Origin of the sequence: Vulcanococcus sp. (genome assembly GCF_044369115.1) — a bacterium.
In the GTDB taxonomy this organism is placed as follows: domain Bacteria; phylum Cyanobacteriota; class Cyanobacteriia; order PCC-6307; family Cyanobiaceae; genus Vulcanococcus.
Window position 1 is genome coordinate 1 of sequence record NZ_JBIPMN010000047.1, and the last position, 15065, is coordinate 15065.

Annotated in this window: 17 protein-coding genes and 1 tRNA gene; 8 read left to right on the forward strand and 10 right to left on the reverse strand. The window is 67.4% G+C overall.

The genetic code is table 11. From position 1 onward, the window contains the following. Together ACIQ2E_RS05130 and recA are read left to right on the forward strand one after the other, a co-directional pair. On the forward strand, positions 1 to 630 hold a 630-nt coding region (locus ACIQ2E_RS05130), incomplete at its 5' end, for an HAD family hydrolase (protein ID WP_398327128.1). Positions 631 to 786: 156 nt separating this feature from the next. Beyond that, a complete protein-coding gene (gene recA, locus ACIQ2E_RS05135; protein ID WP_398327131.1) occupies positions 787 to 1926 on the forward strand; it encodes a recombinase RecA in 1140 nt (379 codons plus the stop codon). Between the two features lie 93 nt (positions 1927 to 2019). On the opposite strand, the gene ACIQ2E_RS05140 is transcribed toward recA, so the two are convergent. From ACIQ2E_RS05140 to ACIQ2E_RS05150, 3 genes are all read right to left on the reverse strand, one after another. Continuing rightward, entirely contained in the window at positions 2020 to 2358 is a 339-nt protein-coding gene (locus ACIQ2E_RS05140) for a DUF1815 family protein (RefSeq protein WP_398327134.1), read from the reverse strand. Positions 2359 to 2473: 115 nt separating this feature from the next. Then, entirely contained in the window at positions 2474 to 2719 is a 246-nt protein-coding gene (locus tag ACIQ2E_RS05145) for a DUF2839 domain-containing protein (RefSeq protein WP_398327137.1), read from the reverse strand. Between the two features lie 35 nt (positions 2720 to 2754). Then, positions 2755 to 4188 carry a helicase gene (locus ACIQ2E_RS05150; protein WP_398327140.1) on the reverse strand — a complete coding sequence of 478 codons (1434 nt, stop codon included), beginning with the start codon at positions 4186 to 4188 and terminating at the stop codon, positions 2755 to 2757. A gap of 41 nt (positions 4189 to 4229) precedes the next feature. Between ACIQ2E_RS05150 and ACIQ2E_RS05155 the strand changes: the two genes are divergently transcribed. Next, positions 4230 to 5120, forward strand: coding sequence for a prephenate/arogenate dehydrogenase (locus ACIQ2E_RS05155; RefSeq protein WP_398327143.1), 891 nt, complete (start codon positions 4230 to 4232; stop codon positions 5118 to 5120). A 24-nt stretch (positions 5121 to 5144) separates the two neighbouring features. On the opposite strand, the gene crtD is transcribed toward ACIQ2E_RS05155, so the two are convergent. Next, complete coding sequence (gene crtD / locus ACIQ2E_RS05160) at positions 5145 to 6647, reverse strand: C-3',4' desaturase CrtD (protein WP_398327146.1); 1503 nt, start codon at positions 6645 to 6647, stop codon at positions 5145 to 5147. A 6-nt stretch (positions 6648 to 6653) separates the two neighbouring features. Between crtD and ACIQ2E_RS05165 the strand changes: the two genes are divergently transcribed. Further along, a complete protein-coding gene (locus ACIQ2E_RS05165) occupies positions 6654 to 7586 on the forward strand; it encodes a fructosamine kinase family protein (RefSeq protein ID WP_398327149.1) in 933 nt (310 codons plus the stop codon). A 15-nt stretch (positions 7587 to 7601) separates the two neighbouring features. On the opposite strand, the gene ACIQ2E_RS05170 is transcribed toward ACIQ2E_RS05165, so the two are convergent. Continuing rightward, a complete protein-coding gene (locus tag ACIQ2E_RS05170; protein ID WP_398327152.1) occupies positions 7602 to 7967 on the reverse strand; it encodes a CAAD domain-containing protein in 366 nt (121 codons plus the stop codon). Positions 7968 to 8008: 41 nt separating this feature from the next. On the opposite strand from ACIQ2E_RS05170, the gene ACIQ2E_RS05175 reads away from it, so the two are divergent. Continuing rightward, the gene (locus ACIQ2E_RS05175) at positions 8009 to 8518 is read left to right on the forward strand and encodes a M67 family metallopeptidase (protein WP_398327155.1); all 510 of its coding nucleotides are present in this window, start codon (positions 8009 to 8011) and stop codon (positions 8516 to 8518) included. A gap of 27 nt (positions 8519 to 8545) precedes the next feature. Then, on the forward strand, positions 8546 to 9718 hold the full coding sequence (moeB, locus tag ACIQ2E_RS05180; protein WP_398327158.1) for a molybdopterin-synthase adenylyltransferase MoeB: 1173 nt from the start codon (positions 8546 to 8548) through the stop codon (positions 9716 to 9718). 88 nt (positions 9719 to 9806) lie between these two features. Here moeB and ACIQ2E_RS05185 read toward each other — a convergent pair whose 3' ends face one another. Next, a complete protein-coding gene (locus tag ACIQ2E_RS05185; RefSeq protein WP_398327161.1) occupies positions 9807 to 11018 on the reverse strand; it encodes a cob(I)yrinic acid a,c-diamide adenosyltransferase in 1212 nt (403 codons plus the stop codon). A 71-nt stretch (positions 11019 to 11089) separates the two neighbouring features. Here ACIQ2E_RS05185 and larE point away from each other — a divergent pair, with 71 nt between their 5' ends. Then, a complete protein-coding gene (larE, locus tag ACIQ2E_RS05190) occupies positions 11090 to 11992 on the forward strand; it encodes an ATP-dependent sacrificial sulfur transferase LarE (RefSeq protein WP_398327164.1) in 903 nt (300 codons plus the stop codon). A 50-nt stretch (positions 11993 to 12042) separates the two neighbouring features. On the opposite strand, the gene speD is transcribed toward larE, so the two are convergent. Next, on the reverse strand, positions 12043 to 12519 hold the full coding sequence (gene speD, locus ACIQ2E_RS05195) for an adenosylmethionine decarboxylase (RefSeq protein ID WP_296365601.1): 477 nt from the start codon (positions 12517 to 12519) through the stop codon (positions 12043 to 12045). Positions 12520 to 12546: 27 nt separating this feature from the next. Next, entirely contained in the window at positions 12547 to 13635 is a 1089-nt protein-coding gene (gene recF / locus ACIQ2E_RS05200; protein WP_398327173.1) for a DNA replication/repair protein RecF, read from the reverse strand. 76 nt (positions 13636 to 13711) lie between these two features. Between recF and ACIQ2E_RS05205 the strand changes: the two genes are divergently transcribed. Further along, positions 13712 to 13785 (forward strand) — tRNA-Arg (locus tag ACIQ2E_RS05205). A 90-nt stretch (positions 13786 to 13875) separates the two neighbouring features. Here the strand turns inward: ACIQ2E_RS05205 and ACIQ2E_RS05210 are convergent. After that, positions 13876 to 14343 carry an N-acetyltransferase gene (locus tag ACIQ2E_RS05210; protein WP_398327167.1) on the reverse strand — a complete coding sequence of 156 codons (468 nt, stop codon included), beginning with the start codon at positions 14341 to 14343 and terminating at the stop codon, positions 13876 to 13878. A gap of 9 nt (positions 14344 to 14352) precedes the next feature. Then, positions 14353 to 15065: phosphoenolpyruvate carboxylase (locus tag ACIQ2E_RS05215; RefSeq protein ID WP_398327170.1), on the reverse strand; the 713-nt coding region annotated here is incomplete at its 5' end.

Here is a 15065-nt window from a genome sequence, read left to right on the forward strand (position 1 = left end):
CAGGCTCCCGCGGGGTTCAGTCAACTGCGCCCGCTCATCCACAAGGGCTGGGAGATGGTGCTGGCCGCCCTGGAGCTCTCCAGGGCAGAACTCAACCTGCCGGCCTACCTGAGCGATTACGACAACCACCTGCATCCCGCCCTTCAGCGCTGGCAACTGGAGCCCCAGGCCCTGCAGCAAGCCCTCGAACAGCTGCGGGCCGAGGCGATCCAGGCCGACCCCGATGCCTGGCTGGGGCTGCACCATCCCTACCCGGGTGTGATCCAGCGGCTGGAAACCCTGAAAGCCGAAGGCAGCCCCTGGCGGGTGCTCACCACCAAAGGAGGTGTTTTCGCGCGGCAGCTGCTTGAGGCCTATGGGTTGCAACCCCAAGCGGTGGATGGCCACGAACAGGGCAGCAAGCCGGAGGTGCTGCTGCAGCTGAGCCAAAACCAAGAGCGCCCCATCTGGTTCGTGGAGGATCGCCGCCCCACCCTGGAGACCGTGCGCACCACGGCAGGGCTGGAAGCCGTGCGCTGCTACCTGGTGGCGTGGGGCTACCTGGCACCGGGGGATCTGGAGCAACTGCCACCCGGCATCAGCTCGCTGCAGCCGGAGCAATTCGCCGCGCCCCTGGCGAGCTGGCCCTGATCCGCTAGCGTACGCCTGTACTACAGCCAGGTGAAGCCCGCAGCGGTGAAACATCTGGCGCCTGCGGTGGCACTTCTTCTGATGAGGTCGCCCAGGATGAGCCCGGTTCCGCCGGCTCCCTGCACCGCGGCCTGCCCCCATCGCTGAATCGCAGACATGCCAGCCGACACCAAAACCAGCAGTCCCGCCGCTGGGGCAGCCAACAACGGCGCCAGCAATCCCGAGCGCGACAAGGCCCTGGGCCTTGTGCTCAATCAGATCGAGCGCAACTTCGGCAAGGGCTCGATCATGCGCCTGGGAGATGCCTCCCGCATGCGGATCGAAACCAGCCCCACCGGCGCCCTCACCCTCGATCTCGCACTGGGCGGCGGCTATCCCAAAGGCCGCGTGGTGGAGATCTACGGCCCGGAGAGCTCCGGTAAAACCACCCTCACCCTGCATGCCATCGCCGAGGTGCAGCGGCGCGGCGGCGTCGCCGCCTTCGTGGATGCGGAACACGCCCTTGATCCGGTGTATGCCGCCGCCCTGGGCGTTGATATCGAAAATCTGCTGGTGTCCCAGCCCGACACCGGCGAGATGGCGCTGGAGATCGTGGATCAGCTGGTGCGCTCCGCTGCGGTGGACATCGTGGTGGTCGACTCGGTGGCCGCCCTCACCCCCCGCGCTGAGATTGAAGGCGAGATGGGCGATCTGGCCGTGGGCAGCCAGGCCCGTCTGATGAGCCAGGCGATGCGCAAGATCACCGGCAACATCGGCAAATCCGGTTGCACCGTGATCTTCCTCAACCAGTTGCGCCAGAAAATCGGCGTGACCTACGGCAACCCCGAAACCACCACCGGCGGTAATGCCCTCAAGTTCTATGCCTCGGTGCGGCTCGACATCCGCCGCATCCAGACCCTCAAGCGCGGCACCGAGGAATACGGCATTCGCGCCAAGGTGAAGGTCGCCAAGAACAAAGTGGCCCCTCCCTTCCGCATCGCCGAGTTCGACATCCTGTTCGGCCGCGGCATCAGCACTGTGGGCTGCCTGCTGGATCTGGCCGAGGAAAACGGCGTGGTGGTGCGCAAGGGCGCCTGGTACAGCTACGAGGGCGACAACATCGGCCAGGGCCGCGACAACACGATCACCTGGCTGGAGCAGAACCCCGAGCCCAAAGAACAGATCGAGCGACAGGTACGCGAGAAGCTGAGCGAAACCAGCGACTCCCTCAAGCCGGTCGCTGCCGCCGCCGCTCGCCTGGCCGCCAGCGGTAGCGCCTCCAGCACCAGCGAGGAGGCCGTGCCGGCCGCCAGCTGAACCCAGCGGGGAGCTAACTGACTGCCGCCACAGCCCAACAAAAAGCCCCCGCCTTGCGGCGGGGGCAGGCCAAGCAAAGGATGATCGCCCGCCTCAGGCGCTGACAGTGGAGGCAACGGAGGCCGCAGAGCCATGCAGCGCGGCTGCAACGCGCTCGAGCTCCTGGATGGCCTCAGCACCTTCAAACTTCACCAGCTCGTGGCCATTGCGGGATTCCACCCAGCTGATGCCGTAATCCGACACGAGAAAACGCACCATGTGGCCATCGCCAAGATCGGCCACAAACGAGGCACCGTGCCCGTCACGGTCGTCGCCGCAGACATAACAGGTTGCGGCAAATCCCTGTTGCTGCAGACCATCCGCGAGAGCGCGAAGGCTCATCACCAGGTCTTCAACAACCGATCGGTAGTGCTCAGCCAGACGCGCGAACATGGGCGCAGAGCATTGAATACACCGATCCTAAGCTTTTCTTCAGGTTTGCGTGAGTAGCAATACTCAGCGCTGCAACTGTGTCGCCGTTCGCCAACAGGCTGGCGGACGGCCGGGATCAGCCATCCGCCAGGGTCCACCAGCCAGCTGCAGGGCCAATAAAGCGAACAATCACCCAGAACAGCACCAGAGCACCAATCCCCACCCAGGCACCACGGGTTGTGATCTGCACAAATTGTTCTCCCTGGCGCTGGGTGAGCGGCAGCCACGGGGCCAGGCGCGGTGAGGTATCTGCGGGCTTGGCCTTGGCCGGTTTGGGCCGAGGGGGCAAACCCTGGTCAGCGCGGCGCTTGGCCTCTCCCATCGAGCCGGTTCGCAACAGCGCCCAGGCTAAGGGGCTCATTCCGGCCGCAATCGGGTGAGCGCCACCCAGGGCTCCAGGGCCTGCAGCACCATGCGCCCCCATCCCCTGCGGCGCATCCGCCCATCGAGCACAGCCAAGCGACCGTTGTTGCGGCGTACGCCAGCCACCGCCAATTGCAAGCGCTGCAGAGCTTCCGGCAGCAGCAGCTCCCGGAACCAGTCGCGCCCCCGCAGGCGCAGCGCCGCCACGCGAGCGGCCGTGAGCGGGTCTTCGAGGCTAGCGATCGGCAAGGTGGCGGCCACCAGCTGAGCCGGCAGCGGCAGGCGGCACTGGTGCTCGAGCCACCACGGCCAACTGCAACAGATCACGCCATTGCTTTCCGGCGCGGTGAGCTCATGGCCCACCCGTGTGCCGAATTCGGCGGCCAGAGCGCTGGTGAGCCGCAAGCGCAGACCATCGTCATCCACCAGCACCACGGTGAGGCCGCTCTGGCCAAGCACCAGTCGGCGGCACTGATCGAGCAGGTGAGTGTCGTAGTGGGGGGCATTGGGCAGAGGCTGGCCCTGGGGCGCAAACAGGGGCAAGGGATCCAGCAACGGCGGATCCGCCAGGCTCAACTGCACCTGCGGCGAAAAGCCCAGCACAGGGCCTTGGGCCTCCGGCCAGGGCCCCACCAACACAACGCCACGCTCCTGCAGCAGGCCCGGCAGTTGCGCCAGGGGCTGGAGCGGCTGACGATGCCACTGCCACTGCAGCACGGTTGGATCCACCTGCGCCCAGCTGGTCCAGCCCTCGCCGGCGCACTCCAGCCAGCGCGGCCAGGGGTCGGGCAACGGGCCGAGCACCGCGAGCAACTGCCTCAGCGGCGCTTCTTCCTCCGGGGCAATCGCCACCTGCTGCTGGGGACCGCAGGGCCGGGCCAGCAGCCGTCGGCTGAGGCGTTCATGCAGCTGCAGCAAGCTCGCCGCGGCCGAAGGCAGGCTGCGGCGCAGCTGCTCCCAGTGACCTGTGTCGATCACCACGGCGAGCGCCTGGCGCAGCAGCGGCTCCAGCAGCTCCCCATCCGGCACCACCAGCTGGTGATCCGCCAGGGCCCCACTGCGCCAAGCCGACACCAAGTGCTCGTACGACAGCAACCAAAGCTGGGCGGCCGGCGGGGGCTGCGGGCCTTCCCAGCAAGCGAGGCTGAGCCCCACGGCCTCCAGCCGAGGCAATTCCACCTGGTGAAGCCGCTGCCGCAGCACCGGGCTCACCACCATCGCCACGCACTGGGGTTGCAGAGCCAGGGGCACGAGCAGGCCCAGCAGCCAGCTGGGATCGCTGCCGGGGGCCAGGCGGATCAGGGTTTGGTCGCCGCGGCGCAGGCTGCGGGCCACCAACCGGCTCAAGGTGAGGTGATGGGGCCAGCGGAGTTCACCGGCCTGGCGGAGCAGGGCCTTGAGTTGGTGGTGGGCCCGCGCTTCCAGCATCGTGAAATCGTAGGAAGCTGGCCTGAAGCCACTGTTCAGAAATGACATCCAGCCAAGGGGAGTCGGCCCAGGGCCCGGGCACCCTGAGCGAGCGGCCGGTGGGGCTGGTGGGGCTGGGGTTGATCGGTGGTTCGCTCGGGCTGGATCTTCAGGCCGCTGGCCTGGAGGTGCGGGCCCTGGTGCATCGAGCAAGCACTGCTGAACGGGCGCGCAAGCGGCAGCTGGCCCAGCGGATCGACACCGATCCCGCCGTGCTGCAAGGCTGCGGTCTGATCGTGCTGGCCCTGCCCCTCGATCGCCTGCTCGAGCCACCAGCGGAGCTGCTGGCGGCACTTCCTCCGGATGCGGTGATCACCGATGTGGGCTCGGTGAAGCAACCGGTGCTGGAGCGCTGGCAGCCGCTGCATCCGCGCTTCGTGGCCAGCCATCCGATGGCGGGTACGGCGGAGGCCGGCGTGGAAGCGGGCGTGGCCGGCCTGTTTGCCGGGCGCCCCTGGGTGGCCACCCCCACCAGCAGCACCGACCCAGCAGCGCTGGAGGTGGTGCAGGAGCTGGCCGCTGTGGTGCAGGCCCAGTGGCTCTGCTGTGAGGCCGCCGCCCACGACCGAGCCGTGGCGCTGATCTCCCACATGCCGGTACTGGTGAGCGCGGCGCTGCTGGAAGCGGCGGAGCAGGGCGGCCACGCCGCCGGTGCCGAGACCCTGGTGCGGCAGCTGGCCTCCAGCGGCTTCGCCGACACCAGCCGCATCGGCGGCGGCAACCCGGAGCTCGGAGCGCTGATGGCACGCTGCAACCGGGAGGCGGTGCTGCAGGCGATCGCGCACTACCGCCAGCAACTGGCCGAGCTGGAAACCCTGGTAGAGCAGCAAGCCTGGCCAGCGCTGCAGCAGCGGCTGGAGCACTGCCAGGCCCTGCGGCCGGAGTTTCTCTGATCAAGCAGCACTGGCGCCCAGCGTCTACGCCGCGAGCTGGAGGTCACGGCCGCTAGCGGCGAGCAGCTGCCGGCAGGCGGTGACAGCCGAGAGGCTCACTCCCGCCGTGCCCTCGCCGGGATAGATCGCATCGCCGCAGAGCCAAAGCCCGCTCAGCGGCGTGCGGCTGGCCAAGCCGAAGGGGCCAAAACGGCTGGGGTGCTGACCCAGCCCCCCCACAAACCCGAAGGGCCGGCCGGTCCAGCCGGCGAACCCTCGCGGGGTGGCCAGCTCCACATGCAGGAACTGCTCAAGGCGCAGGCCCAGACGCTGCTGCAACCCCGCCTGAATCCCCGCTAGAGCCTGCTGCTTGCGCTCCTGATAAGCGGGTTCAGGCAAGCCAAACCAGGGCCGAGCAGCCGTGAACACGCTGGCGATCACTGTGGCCTGGCCTGCGGGGGCACGCCCATCGCCCTCAGCGCTAATCGACACGAACAGGTTGCCGGGATCCCCCCACTCCAGCTGGGCATGCAGCCCCAGGTGGGAGGGCAGGCAGGCGCGCGGCACAGCGCCATAGAGCACCAGGGCACCGGAGGGATCGGGAAACGCGTCGATCCGCTGGCGATAGCTCTGGGGCAGGCTCTCGCCCAGGAGATCCGGCAACAGCTGAGGCGGCAGGGTGTTCACCACCTGCTCCGCCTCCAGCACAAACGGCCGCTGGGCGGCCACCACACCCTCCAGCCTCCAGCCACTGCCCACCGGTTTGAGGCTCTGGAGGCGATGGCGCAGCCGCAACCGGCCACCGGCCTGGGCCAAGGCCTTCTCAAGGGCGGTGCTGAGCCTCTGCATCGAGCCCTGCAGGTGCCAGAGCCCCAGCGGTGCCTGCGCCATGGCCAGCACCGTGGCGCCATAGAGCGCGGCGGTGCGATCGGCGGCTTCCTGGGAATAAAGCTTCAGCTGCAGATCGAGAAAACGCCGCAGGCGCTGATCGCTAGCGCATCCGCAGAGGCTGAGCAGATCAGCCACCGTGGCGCCCACCAGCACACCGGTGGCGAGGCTGGCCGGACCCACAGCCCCCAGCAGCTGGCGCAGATCCCAGAGGCTGCGTGGGGGGAGCACCGGATCGCGGCCGGCAAAGGCCCAGTTGCTCTGGTGCAGCCAGGCGCAGAGCTGCCAGAAGCGTTCGCTGCCTGGGAACTGCTGCTGCCGTTCCTGCTGCCAGCGCGCTGGATCACGCCAAAGCGAAATGGGCGCAGGGTCGCCGGCCAGCTGCACGCTGCAACCCGGATCCAGCGGTGTGGCCTGGGGCAGAGGCAAGCCGAAATGGCGGAACAGGCGCTGATGGATCCCGCCCGGCTCAAACCCCGCCACCTGGGTGGCGCCCACATCAAAGGTGTAAGGCCCGCGGCGGAAGGTGCCGGCGCAGCCGCCCGTCTGGCTGTGGGCCTCCAGCAGCTCCACCTGCAACCCCTCGGCAGCGAGCAAGGCTGCAGCGGTGAGGCCGGCGATGCCGCCCCCCACCACCGCCACATCACAACGGCTCAACATGCCGGCATGCTGGCAGCGCGCGCGTCGGGGGTGGCCATGCAGCAGCAGGTGATGGCGCGCTGGCTGGCACAGCAGGGTCTGGAGCTGGCGGCGATGCAACCGGTGGGCGGCGGCTGCATCCACCGCGCCTGGCGGCTGGAGCTGCGCGATGGCAGCCAGCGTTTTGCCAAAACCAATCGCGCCACGCTGCTGCCGGTGCTTGAGGCAGAAGCCGATGGCCTGGCCGCCCTGGCCGCAGCCGCGTGGCTGGAGCCTACGGCGGCTCCGCTTCCCTCCATTCCCGAACCACTGGCCCTGGCGGAACTGGAGGGTGAGGCTGTGCTGCTGCTGAGCTGGCTGGAGCTGGGGTCTGGCAGCCAGCAGGGCTGGCGGCGGCTGGGCCAAGGCCTGGCCCGGCTGCACCGCGCCAGCCTGGCCAGCAGCGATGGCCGCTTCGGCTGGCACCAGAGCAACTTCATCGGCTCTGGCCCGCAACACAACAGCTGGCGCGGCAGCTGGGCGGCTTTCTTCAGCGAGCAGCGCCTGGGGGTTCAGCTGGAGCTGGCCGCAACCGCCGGACGGGCCTTACCCCTTGCCACTGCCCTACTGGAGCGAGTGCCGCACTGGTTGGCCTCCCATGAACCGGAGGCCTGCCTGGTGCATGGCGATCTGTGGAGCGGCAACGCTGGGCTGCTGATCTGTGGAGGCAGCGCCCTGTTTGATCCAGCAGTGTCTCGCTCGGATCGCGAGGTAGACCTGGCGATGGCGCGGCTCTTCGGGGGATTCCCAGCCGCCTTCTTTGAGGGCTACGAGCGGGAATGGCCCCTACCTGCCGGACACCGGCAGCGGGTGGATCTGTACAACCTGTACCACCTGATCAATCACGCCAACCTGTTCGGAGGCGGGTACTGGCAGCAAAGTGCCGCCAGCATCGAGGCGCTACTGCGCCACTGGAGCTGACGGCTCGATGCGGGCTCAGCCCAGATATTCCTTGCGCAGGGTCTGAACTTTGGTGATCACTGCCGAGCGCTTGTCACTGGTGGTGAGGTTCTGCCAGCTCCACTGACCCACCACCACAAGGCCAAGCAGCTCGAGCAGTCCAGGGACCACCGGCAGGAGGTTGATGGTGTCGATCACGCCCTTGATCAGCACCTGGGCCACGATCACCACCACCAGCACGCCCACACCCTTGCCGATGCGGCCCATCTGACTCCAATCGACCTTGTCGAGGGTCTCATTCACCTTGCTCAGCACTTCGCTGTAGCGCTCACTGAAGCTGGCGCCTGCCTCGTCTGCAGCAGGACTGGCCTGATCCTTGAGGTCGGAGGTCTCGACGGTCATCGGCCAGATCGTGAATTATTGCTTCGCCATAAGGTATCCGGGTGCGTGCACCAACGCCAGAGCGACTGCAGTTCGATGGGCATTGCCTGATCGTTCTGGAGCGCGCGCTGCTGGCGGCAGCACCAGATGAAGGCTGCGCCCTGCTCCTGGGGGCACGCGCGGGTTCAACGTTGTGCGTGCAGTGGATCTGGCCCTGCCGGAATATGTGGCAGCCCTCACAGGAACGGCCGCAACGCTTCAGCCTCGACCCGCGGGAGCAGCTGCTGGCCCAGCGCTGGTGCCGCAGCCGCGGCCTCACGGTTCTGGGCGTTGCCCACAGCCACCCCAGCAGCGCAGCCGTGCCCTCCAGCACCGATCGAGCGCTGTGCGTCGGCCCCACGTTGATGCTGATCCGCAGCGGCCTCCCCCTAGGCCGGGCGGCGCTGCGCGCCTGGTGGATCCCAGACGCCAACCCTGACCGCGCAGGCGACTGTGATGCACTCCCACACCCCATCGAGCTGCTGATCACAGGGGAGGCTTCAGCAGCGGGTGCCGAGCATTTGGGAGAGTAGGGAGCTGGACAGCGTTTCGCTCGCCCCATGCTTCCCCCCGACACCACCGGCATCGAGCTCAGCCCCGATGAAGTGGCCCGCTTTGCGCGCCACCTGATCCTGCCGGAGGTGGGCATGGAGGGCCAAAAGCGCCTCAAGGCCTCCTCGGTGCTGTGCGTGGGCACCGGCGGCCTGGGCTCACCGCTGCTGCTTTATCTGGCTGCGGCCGGCGTGGGCCGCATCGGCATCGTGGATTTCGATGTGGTGGATCACTCCAACCTGCAGCGCCAGGTGATCCACGGCACCAGCTGGGTGGGCAAGCCGAAGATCGAATCGGCCAAAGCGCGCATCCTCGAGATCAACCCCCACTGCCAGGTGGATCTCTACGAAACGGCGCTCACCAGTGAGAACGCTCTGGAGATCATCCGGCCCTACGACATCGTCTGCGACGGCACGGACAACTTCCCCACGCGCTACCTGGTGAACGACGCCTGCGTGCTGCTGGGCAAACCCAACGTGTACGGCTCGATCTTCCGCTTCGAGGGTCAGGCCACGGTGTTCAACCTCGACGCAGAAAGCCCCAACTACCGCGACCTCTTCCCCGAGCCGCCGCCGCCGGGCATGGTTCCCTCCTGCGCCGAAGGCGGCGTGGTGGGTGTGCTGCCCGGAATCATTGGCGTGATTCAGGCCACCGAAGCCGTGAAGATCATCACCGGCATCGGCACCACCCTCAGCGGTCGCCTGCTGCTGTTTGACGCCCTGGGCATGAAGTTCCGCGAGCTCAAACTACGGCCCAACCCCGAGCGCCCGGTGATCGAGAAACTGATCGACTACCAAGAGTTCTGCGGTGTGGGCGGCAGCGCCCCTGGCCAGGAAGAAGCCGGTGCGGTGGAGAGCATCAGCGTCAGCGAGCTGAAGAGCCTGCTCGATGGCGACACCTCCGGGATGGTGCTGATCGACGTGCGCAACCCGCCCGAAGCGGACATTGCCGTGATCCCCGGCGCGACCCTGATCCCCCTCGATCAAATCGAGAACGGCACCGCTGTGGAGCGGATCAAGCAGCTGGCGGCCGGCAAAACGCTCTACGCCCACTGCAAGCTGGGCGGCCGCAGCGCCAAGGCCCTGATCGCCCTCAAGCGCCACGGCATCGAGGGCATCAACGTGGCTGGCGGCATCGACGCCTGGAGCCAGGACGTGGATCCGAGCGTGCCGCGCTACTGAGTCAGGCCATCGGTTCTTTGTCGCCCGGGCTCAGGCCCGGGCTTTTTACTGGCAGCGTTCTATGAATCGCTCAGTGCGATCAGTGCGCTCAGTAATCAACGCCGCGCTTGAGGTCCACCCCGCGCTCGGCGTAGTGCTTGTGGCACACCATTTCTGAGTGCACGGAAGCCAGATCGAAATAAGCGGGCGGGTTTTTGCAGCGACCCGTGAGGATCACCTCGGTTTCAGAGGGTTTACGCAACAGCGTTTGCACGATCGGCTCCACCGGCAGCAGCTCCAGATCCACGGTGGGATTGATCTCATCGAGGATCACGGTTTTGTAGAGACCGCTGGAGATGGCAGCGCGGGCGATCTCCCAGGCCCGCTCGGCTTCCACGTAATCGATCGGCTGCTGCTGGCCGCGCCACACGATCGCATCGCGACCGGAGCGCAGGTGATCCACCAGGTGGGGATAGCTCTCGCGCAGGGCGGCGATCGCCGCGTCTTCGGTGTAGCCGCTGCCGCCTTTGAGCCACTGGAGAATCAGCACGCGGTGGCTCTTGTCTTGCGAGATACCGCGGCCGATCGCCTGCAGGGCTTTGCCCAAGGCACTGGTGGATTTGCCCTTGCCCTCACCGGTGTACACCTCGATCCCTTCCAGGCCCGCAGGCGAGCGCTCCAGGCCATCGGCATCAAACTCTGCCGCCGCCGCGGCATCGAGGCGGCGGTGGGCGCGCATCTCCGAATGCAGATCGGCGATCGTCACCAGCTGCCGCGGCGCGCCGCGGCCAGTCACGATCACTTCCATGCCGGCGGGTTTGGCTGCCAGGGTGCGCACGACGTCGTCGGTGTCGAGCAGGCCCAGATCAAGCACTGGATTGAGCTCATCGAGCACCACCACCGAATAGAGCTCGCTGGCGATGGCGCCTTTGGCGATGGTCCAGCCGCGCTGGGCCTCCTGAATGTCGATGCGGGTGACTTCGCCTGCCCCGAAGAACTCACCGCGGCCGGTGCGCACCTGATCGATCAGATGGGGGAAGCCCTGCTGCAGGGCTTCGATGGCGGCGTCTTCGTCGTAAGCACGGCCGGGCCCCTTGAGGAAGCGCAGCAGCAGCACGCGGGTTTGCTTTTGCTCGCAGATGCCCAGGCCGATGGTGCGCAGCACCACGCCCAGTGCCGCCTGGCTCTTGCCCTTGCCCTCACCGTCGTACACGTGCAGCTGGCCATGGCTGCGTTCACTGCTGCCAGCGGCGGTGCGAATTCCGATGCCCCGGCCCGTGCCGCGGCTGGTTGTGGTGGCGGAGGTTGCCTGCGGGGCCATGGCCGAGCCACTTACCGTCGGACTCTAACGAGGGCGGCCGGAAGGCCACCCACCCCCGGTTTGCAGCGCTGATGCCGGCACAGTCCAGCCGCCACCACCCCACGCTTCACCCCACGGTGGAGCAGCTCGAACCGAAGCTGCGCGAGGCCCTCGCTGCCCTGCGCCGCAGCATCGCCGCCCACCCAACAGCGCTGGTGGCCTACTCAGGCGGCGTGGACAGCGCCTTGGTGGCGGCCATCGCCGCCGAGCAGCTGGGGGAGCGGGCCCAGGCGGTCACGGGGGTGTCGCCAGCCTTGGCGCCTCACCTGCGCGAGGAGGCCCGGCAGCAGGCGGCCTGGATGGGCATCCAGCACCAGGAAATCCCCACCGCCGAACTCAATGATCCCGCCTACAGCAGCAATCCAAGCGAGCGCTGCTATGCCTGCAAGCGGGAGCTGCACACCCTGTTGGCGGAGCTGCTGCAGGCGAGCGGCACAGCCGGAGCCGTGGTGCTCGATGGGGTGAACCACGACGACCTCGGCGATCACCGCCCCGGTATCCGGGCCGCCCAGGAACGCCAAGTGATCTCTCCACTGGCGGAGCTGAGCATCAGCAAAGCCGGCGTACGCGCCATCTCCCGAGCCCTGGGCTTCCCATGGTGGGACAAGCCGGCCCAGCCCTGCCTGGCCTCCCGCTTTCCCTACGGAGAAGCGATCAGCGCCGAGCGGCTGCAACGGGTGGGAGCGGCCGAGGCCTGGCTGCGCCAGCGGGGCTTTGCGGAGTTGCGGGTGCGCAGCCAGGGAGAGGCGGCGCGGATCGAACTGCCGCCTGCCCAGCTCACGCTTCTGTTGGAGCCTGAATTACGAGAAGCCCTGGTGGCCGCCTTCCTGGATCTGGGCTTCACGGCGGTGAGCCTCGATCTCGAGGGCCTGGTGAGCGGCAAGCTCAACCGGGCCCTGGCGGCACGGCAGCTGCGCAGCAGCGAGCAGGCATGAAAAAGCCCCTCCCGAGGGAGGGGCTTGAGCAAACCAAAACAGCGCTGCGGTCAGGCAGCGGCAAGAGCAGGTTCGCGCTCAGCGCCAGCCACGGAACCAGGGGTTTCGCGCCGGAAGCTCTTGAGTTTGTAGTTGCCGGCGTCGAGCTCTTCACTGAGCACGATGCAGGCCCGTTCGGGCATGGTGTGATCACCGCAGGTGAACACATCAACAGCCGCATAGCCCGATTCGGGCCAGGTGTGGATCGAGATATGGGATTCGGCCAGTAGAGCCAGCCCCGTCACACCCTGGGGGTCGAACCGGTGGGTGATCAGATTCAGGAGTGTGGCGCCAGCACGCTTCGCAGCGGTGGTGATGGCGTTCCTGAGGAAAGCCTCGTCGTCGAGCTTGGCGGAATCGCAGTTGTAAAGCTCGAGAATGCAGTGTTTACCCACCATCTCGGTGGCACTGGGTGCTTGGGGGCTTGCGGAGAAAGTCTCAGCTCCGGTCCATCCCGGGTTGGGGTGGAGGCAGGCCGCTTGGGTCATCAGATCCAGGCAAAACAGCAAATCACCTTACTGGCTGGGCAGCAGGCTGCCGGCCTCAACGGTCACCACCTGCGAACGCTGATGCCAACCACCGCTGAAGGCCCCCAGGTGCGTGGCACTCACCAGGCACTGATGTCCTTCACCTACAGCCTCCAGCAAGAGCTGCTGCCGGCCTGGATCCAGCTCGGCCAGCACGTCGTCGAGCAGCAGTAGCGGCGGCTCTCCCCAGAGCTGCTGCACCAGCTCCAGCTCCGCCAGCTTGAGGGCAAGCACCAGCGTGCGCTGCTGACCGGCTGAGCCATAGCGCCGGGCCGGCTGCTCCCCCAGCTCAAGAGCCACCTCATCGCGATGGGGCCCCACGCTGCACTGGCCGAGCCGCAGCTCCTCGGGCCGCTGCCGCCGCAGCTGCTCGAGCAGCGCGTCTCTCCAGGGGGCTTCCGCCTCCTCCCCTTCGAGCACGCTGCCGGGCACGTAGCGCAGCTGCAGCTGCTCGCGGCCGCCGCTGAGGCGCTCCTGCCAGGCGGCCGCCAACGGCTCCAGACGGCGCAGGGCCCTCAGGCGCCGGCGATGCAGGCGCGTGCCGATCAGGGCCATCTGCTGATCAAACGCTTCCAGCAGTTCCGGCTGCATGCCAGCCCCCAAACCGCGCCGCAGCAACTGCGAGCGCTGGCGCAGCAGCCGCCCATAGCGGCTGAGCAGCTCGGCATACACGGGTTCGAGTTGCAGCACCACCCGGTCGAGCCACAGGCGCCGCAGGGCCGGCTCCCCCCGCACCAGCTCCAGATCGAGGGCGCTGAAGCCCACGCAACGCAGCGGACCGATCAGCTCATGCTGGCGCTCCAGCACCTTGCCGTTACGCCGCGCCTGCCGCCCCCCCTGACGGCGCAGCTCAAGCTCCAGCTGATCGCCGCCCTCACAGACGGCGCTGATCAGCGCCTGGCGCTCCCCCTGGCGGATCAGATCGCGGTCGCTGCTGCAGCGGTGCGAGCGCAGGCTGCCCAGCAGTTCCACCGCTTCGAGCAGGTTGGATTTGCCCTCGCCGTTGCGGCCGATCACCAGCAAGCGCGGCGCCTCGAAGGCGAGCTTCAGACCGCTGTAGTTGCGGAACTGGCGCAGCTCCAGGCGATGCAGCCGAATGGGTCTGGGGCGCTCTGACGGCTAAGGTAAATCCCGTGAAGTGCTGCTCCCGCGAGGGCATGTAGCTCAGTTGGATAGAGCATCAGATTCCGGTTCTGAGTGTCGGGGGTTCGAGTCCCTCCATGCTCGTGAGACACGGAGCCGCCCTCTCACCCCTCAGCCCTGCTTCGGCGGGGCTTTTTCATGCCTGGCGCTCAGCAGAGACGGCTGAAGAGCTGATCAGAGGCTGAGGCCCATGGCCCGGATCCCACCTGGATCCACCACAAAGCCATGGCGCTTGAGGGCTTCCTGGGCCATGGGGGCAGCCGCCACCGAAATGCTGCACCCCGGCAGCTCCCGCCGCAGCCGGCTCAAGGCGGTGTGCACCAGCACGACCATCAGCTGCTCCTGCTGGGGATCAGCCGGATGGGCGCTGAGATCCCAGAGGTTGGCGTTCAGGGCCAAATCGCTGGTCACCCGCACAAAGCCCACCAGCTGATCGGCGGGATTGCGCACGCTCAGCTGCCAGGTGCTGCGCTCCAGGGCCGCCTCCAGACGAGCCAGCGGGCGACTGGGGTCGCCGCATACCACCAAAAGTGCGTTGAGCTCTTCAGCAAGAGGGGGCCGCTCACTCTGAAGGCTGTACCCCTCGGGCAGAGCCGGCGGCTGCGGCTGCGAGCGGAAGGGAATCAGCAGGGAATCGAGCACCGCGCCGCCTCAGCCGGTGTTGCGCATGCCAGCGGCGATGCCATTGATCGTGAGCAGGGCACCGCGGAGCAGCTCGCTGCGGCTGTAGGTGCGGCCGTCGTCGCTGGCGGCCGCCTCGCTCATGGGGGGCTGGCGGTTCTGATCGCGCAGGCGGCGCAGCAGCGCCACCTGCAGATAGCCCAGCGGAACGATCGTGCGGTTGCGCAACTCCACCGAAAGCTGCAGGGCCGGATCACCATCCAGCAGCCGTTGATGCCCGGTGATCGCCAGCACCAGATCGCGCGTGAGCACAAACTCCTTGGCGATCACCTCAAAGATCTGCTCAAAGGCTTCGCGCAGCTCCGGACGCCCCAGCGAGCGCACGTAGTGATGGGCCAGATCCAGATCCACCTTCGAGAGGGTCATCTCCACCTTGGAGATCAGCATCCGGAAGAAGGGCCAGCGCTGGTAGAGCTGCTGGAACAACTCGAGCTGGCCTGGATCAGCGTCGAGCTCTTCCTGCAGGGCAGCGCCGACACCGAACCAGCTGGGCAGGAGGAAACGGCTCTGGGTCCAGCCGAACACCCAGGGGATTGCGCGCAGGCTGGAGAGATCCTTGGCACCACTTTTGCGGCGAGCCGGCCGGCTGGAGATCTGCAGCTTGCTGATCTCCTCGATCGGTGTGCACTGCTGGAAGAAGGCCACCAGATCAGGGTTGTCGTGCACGAGGGCGCGGTAGTGGC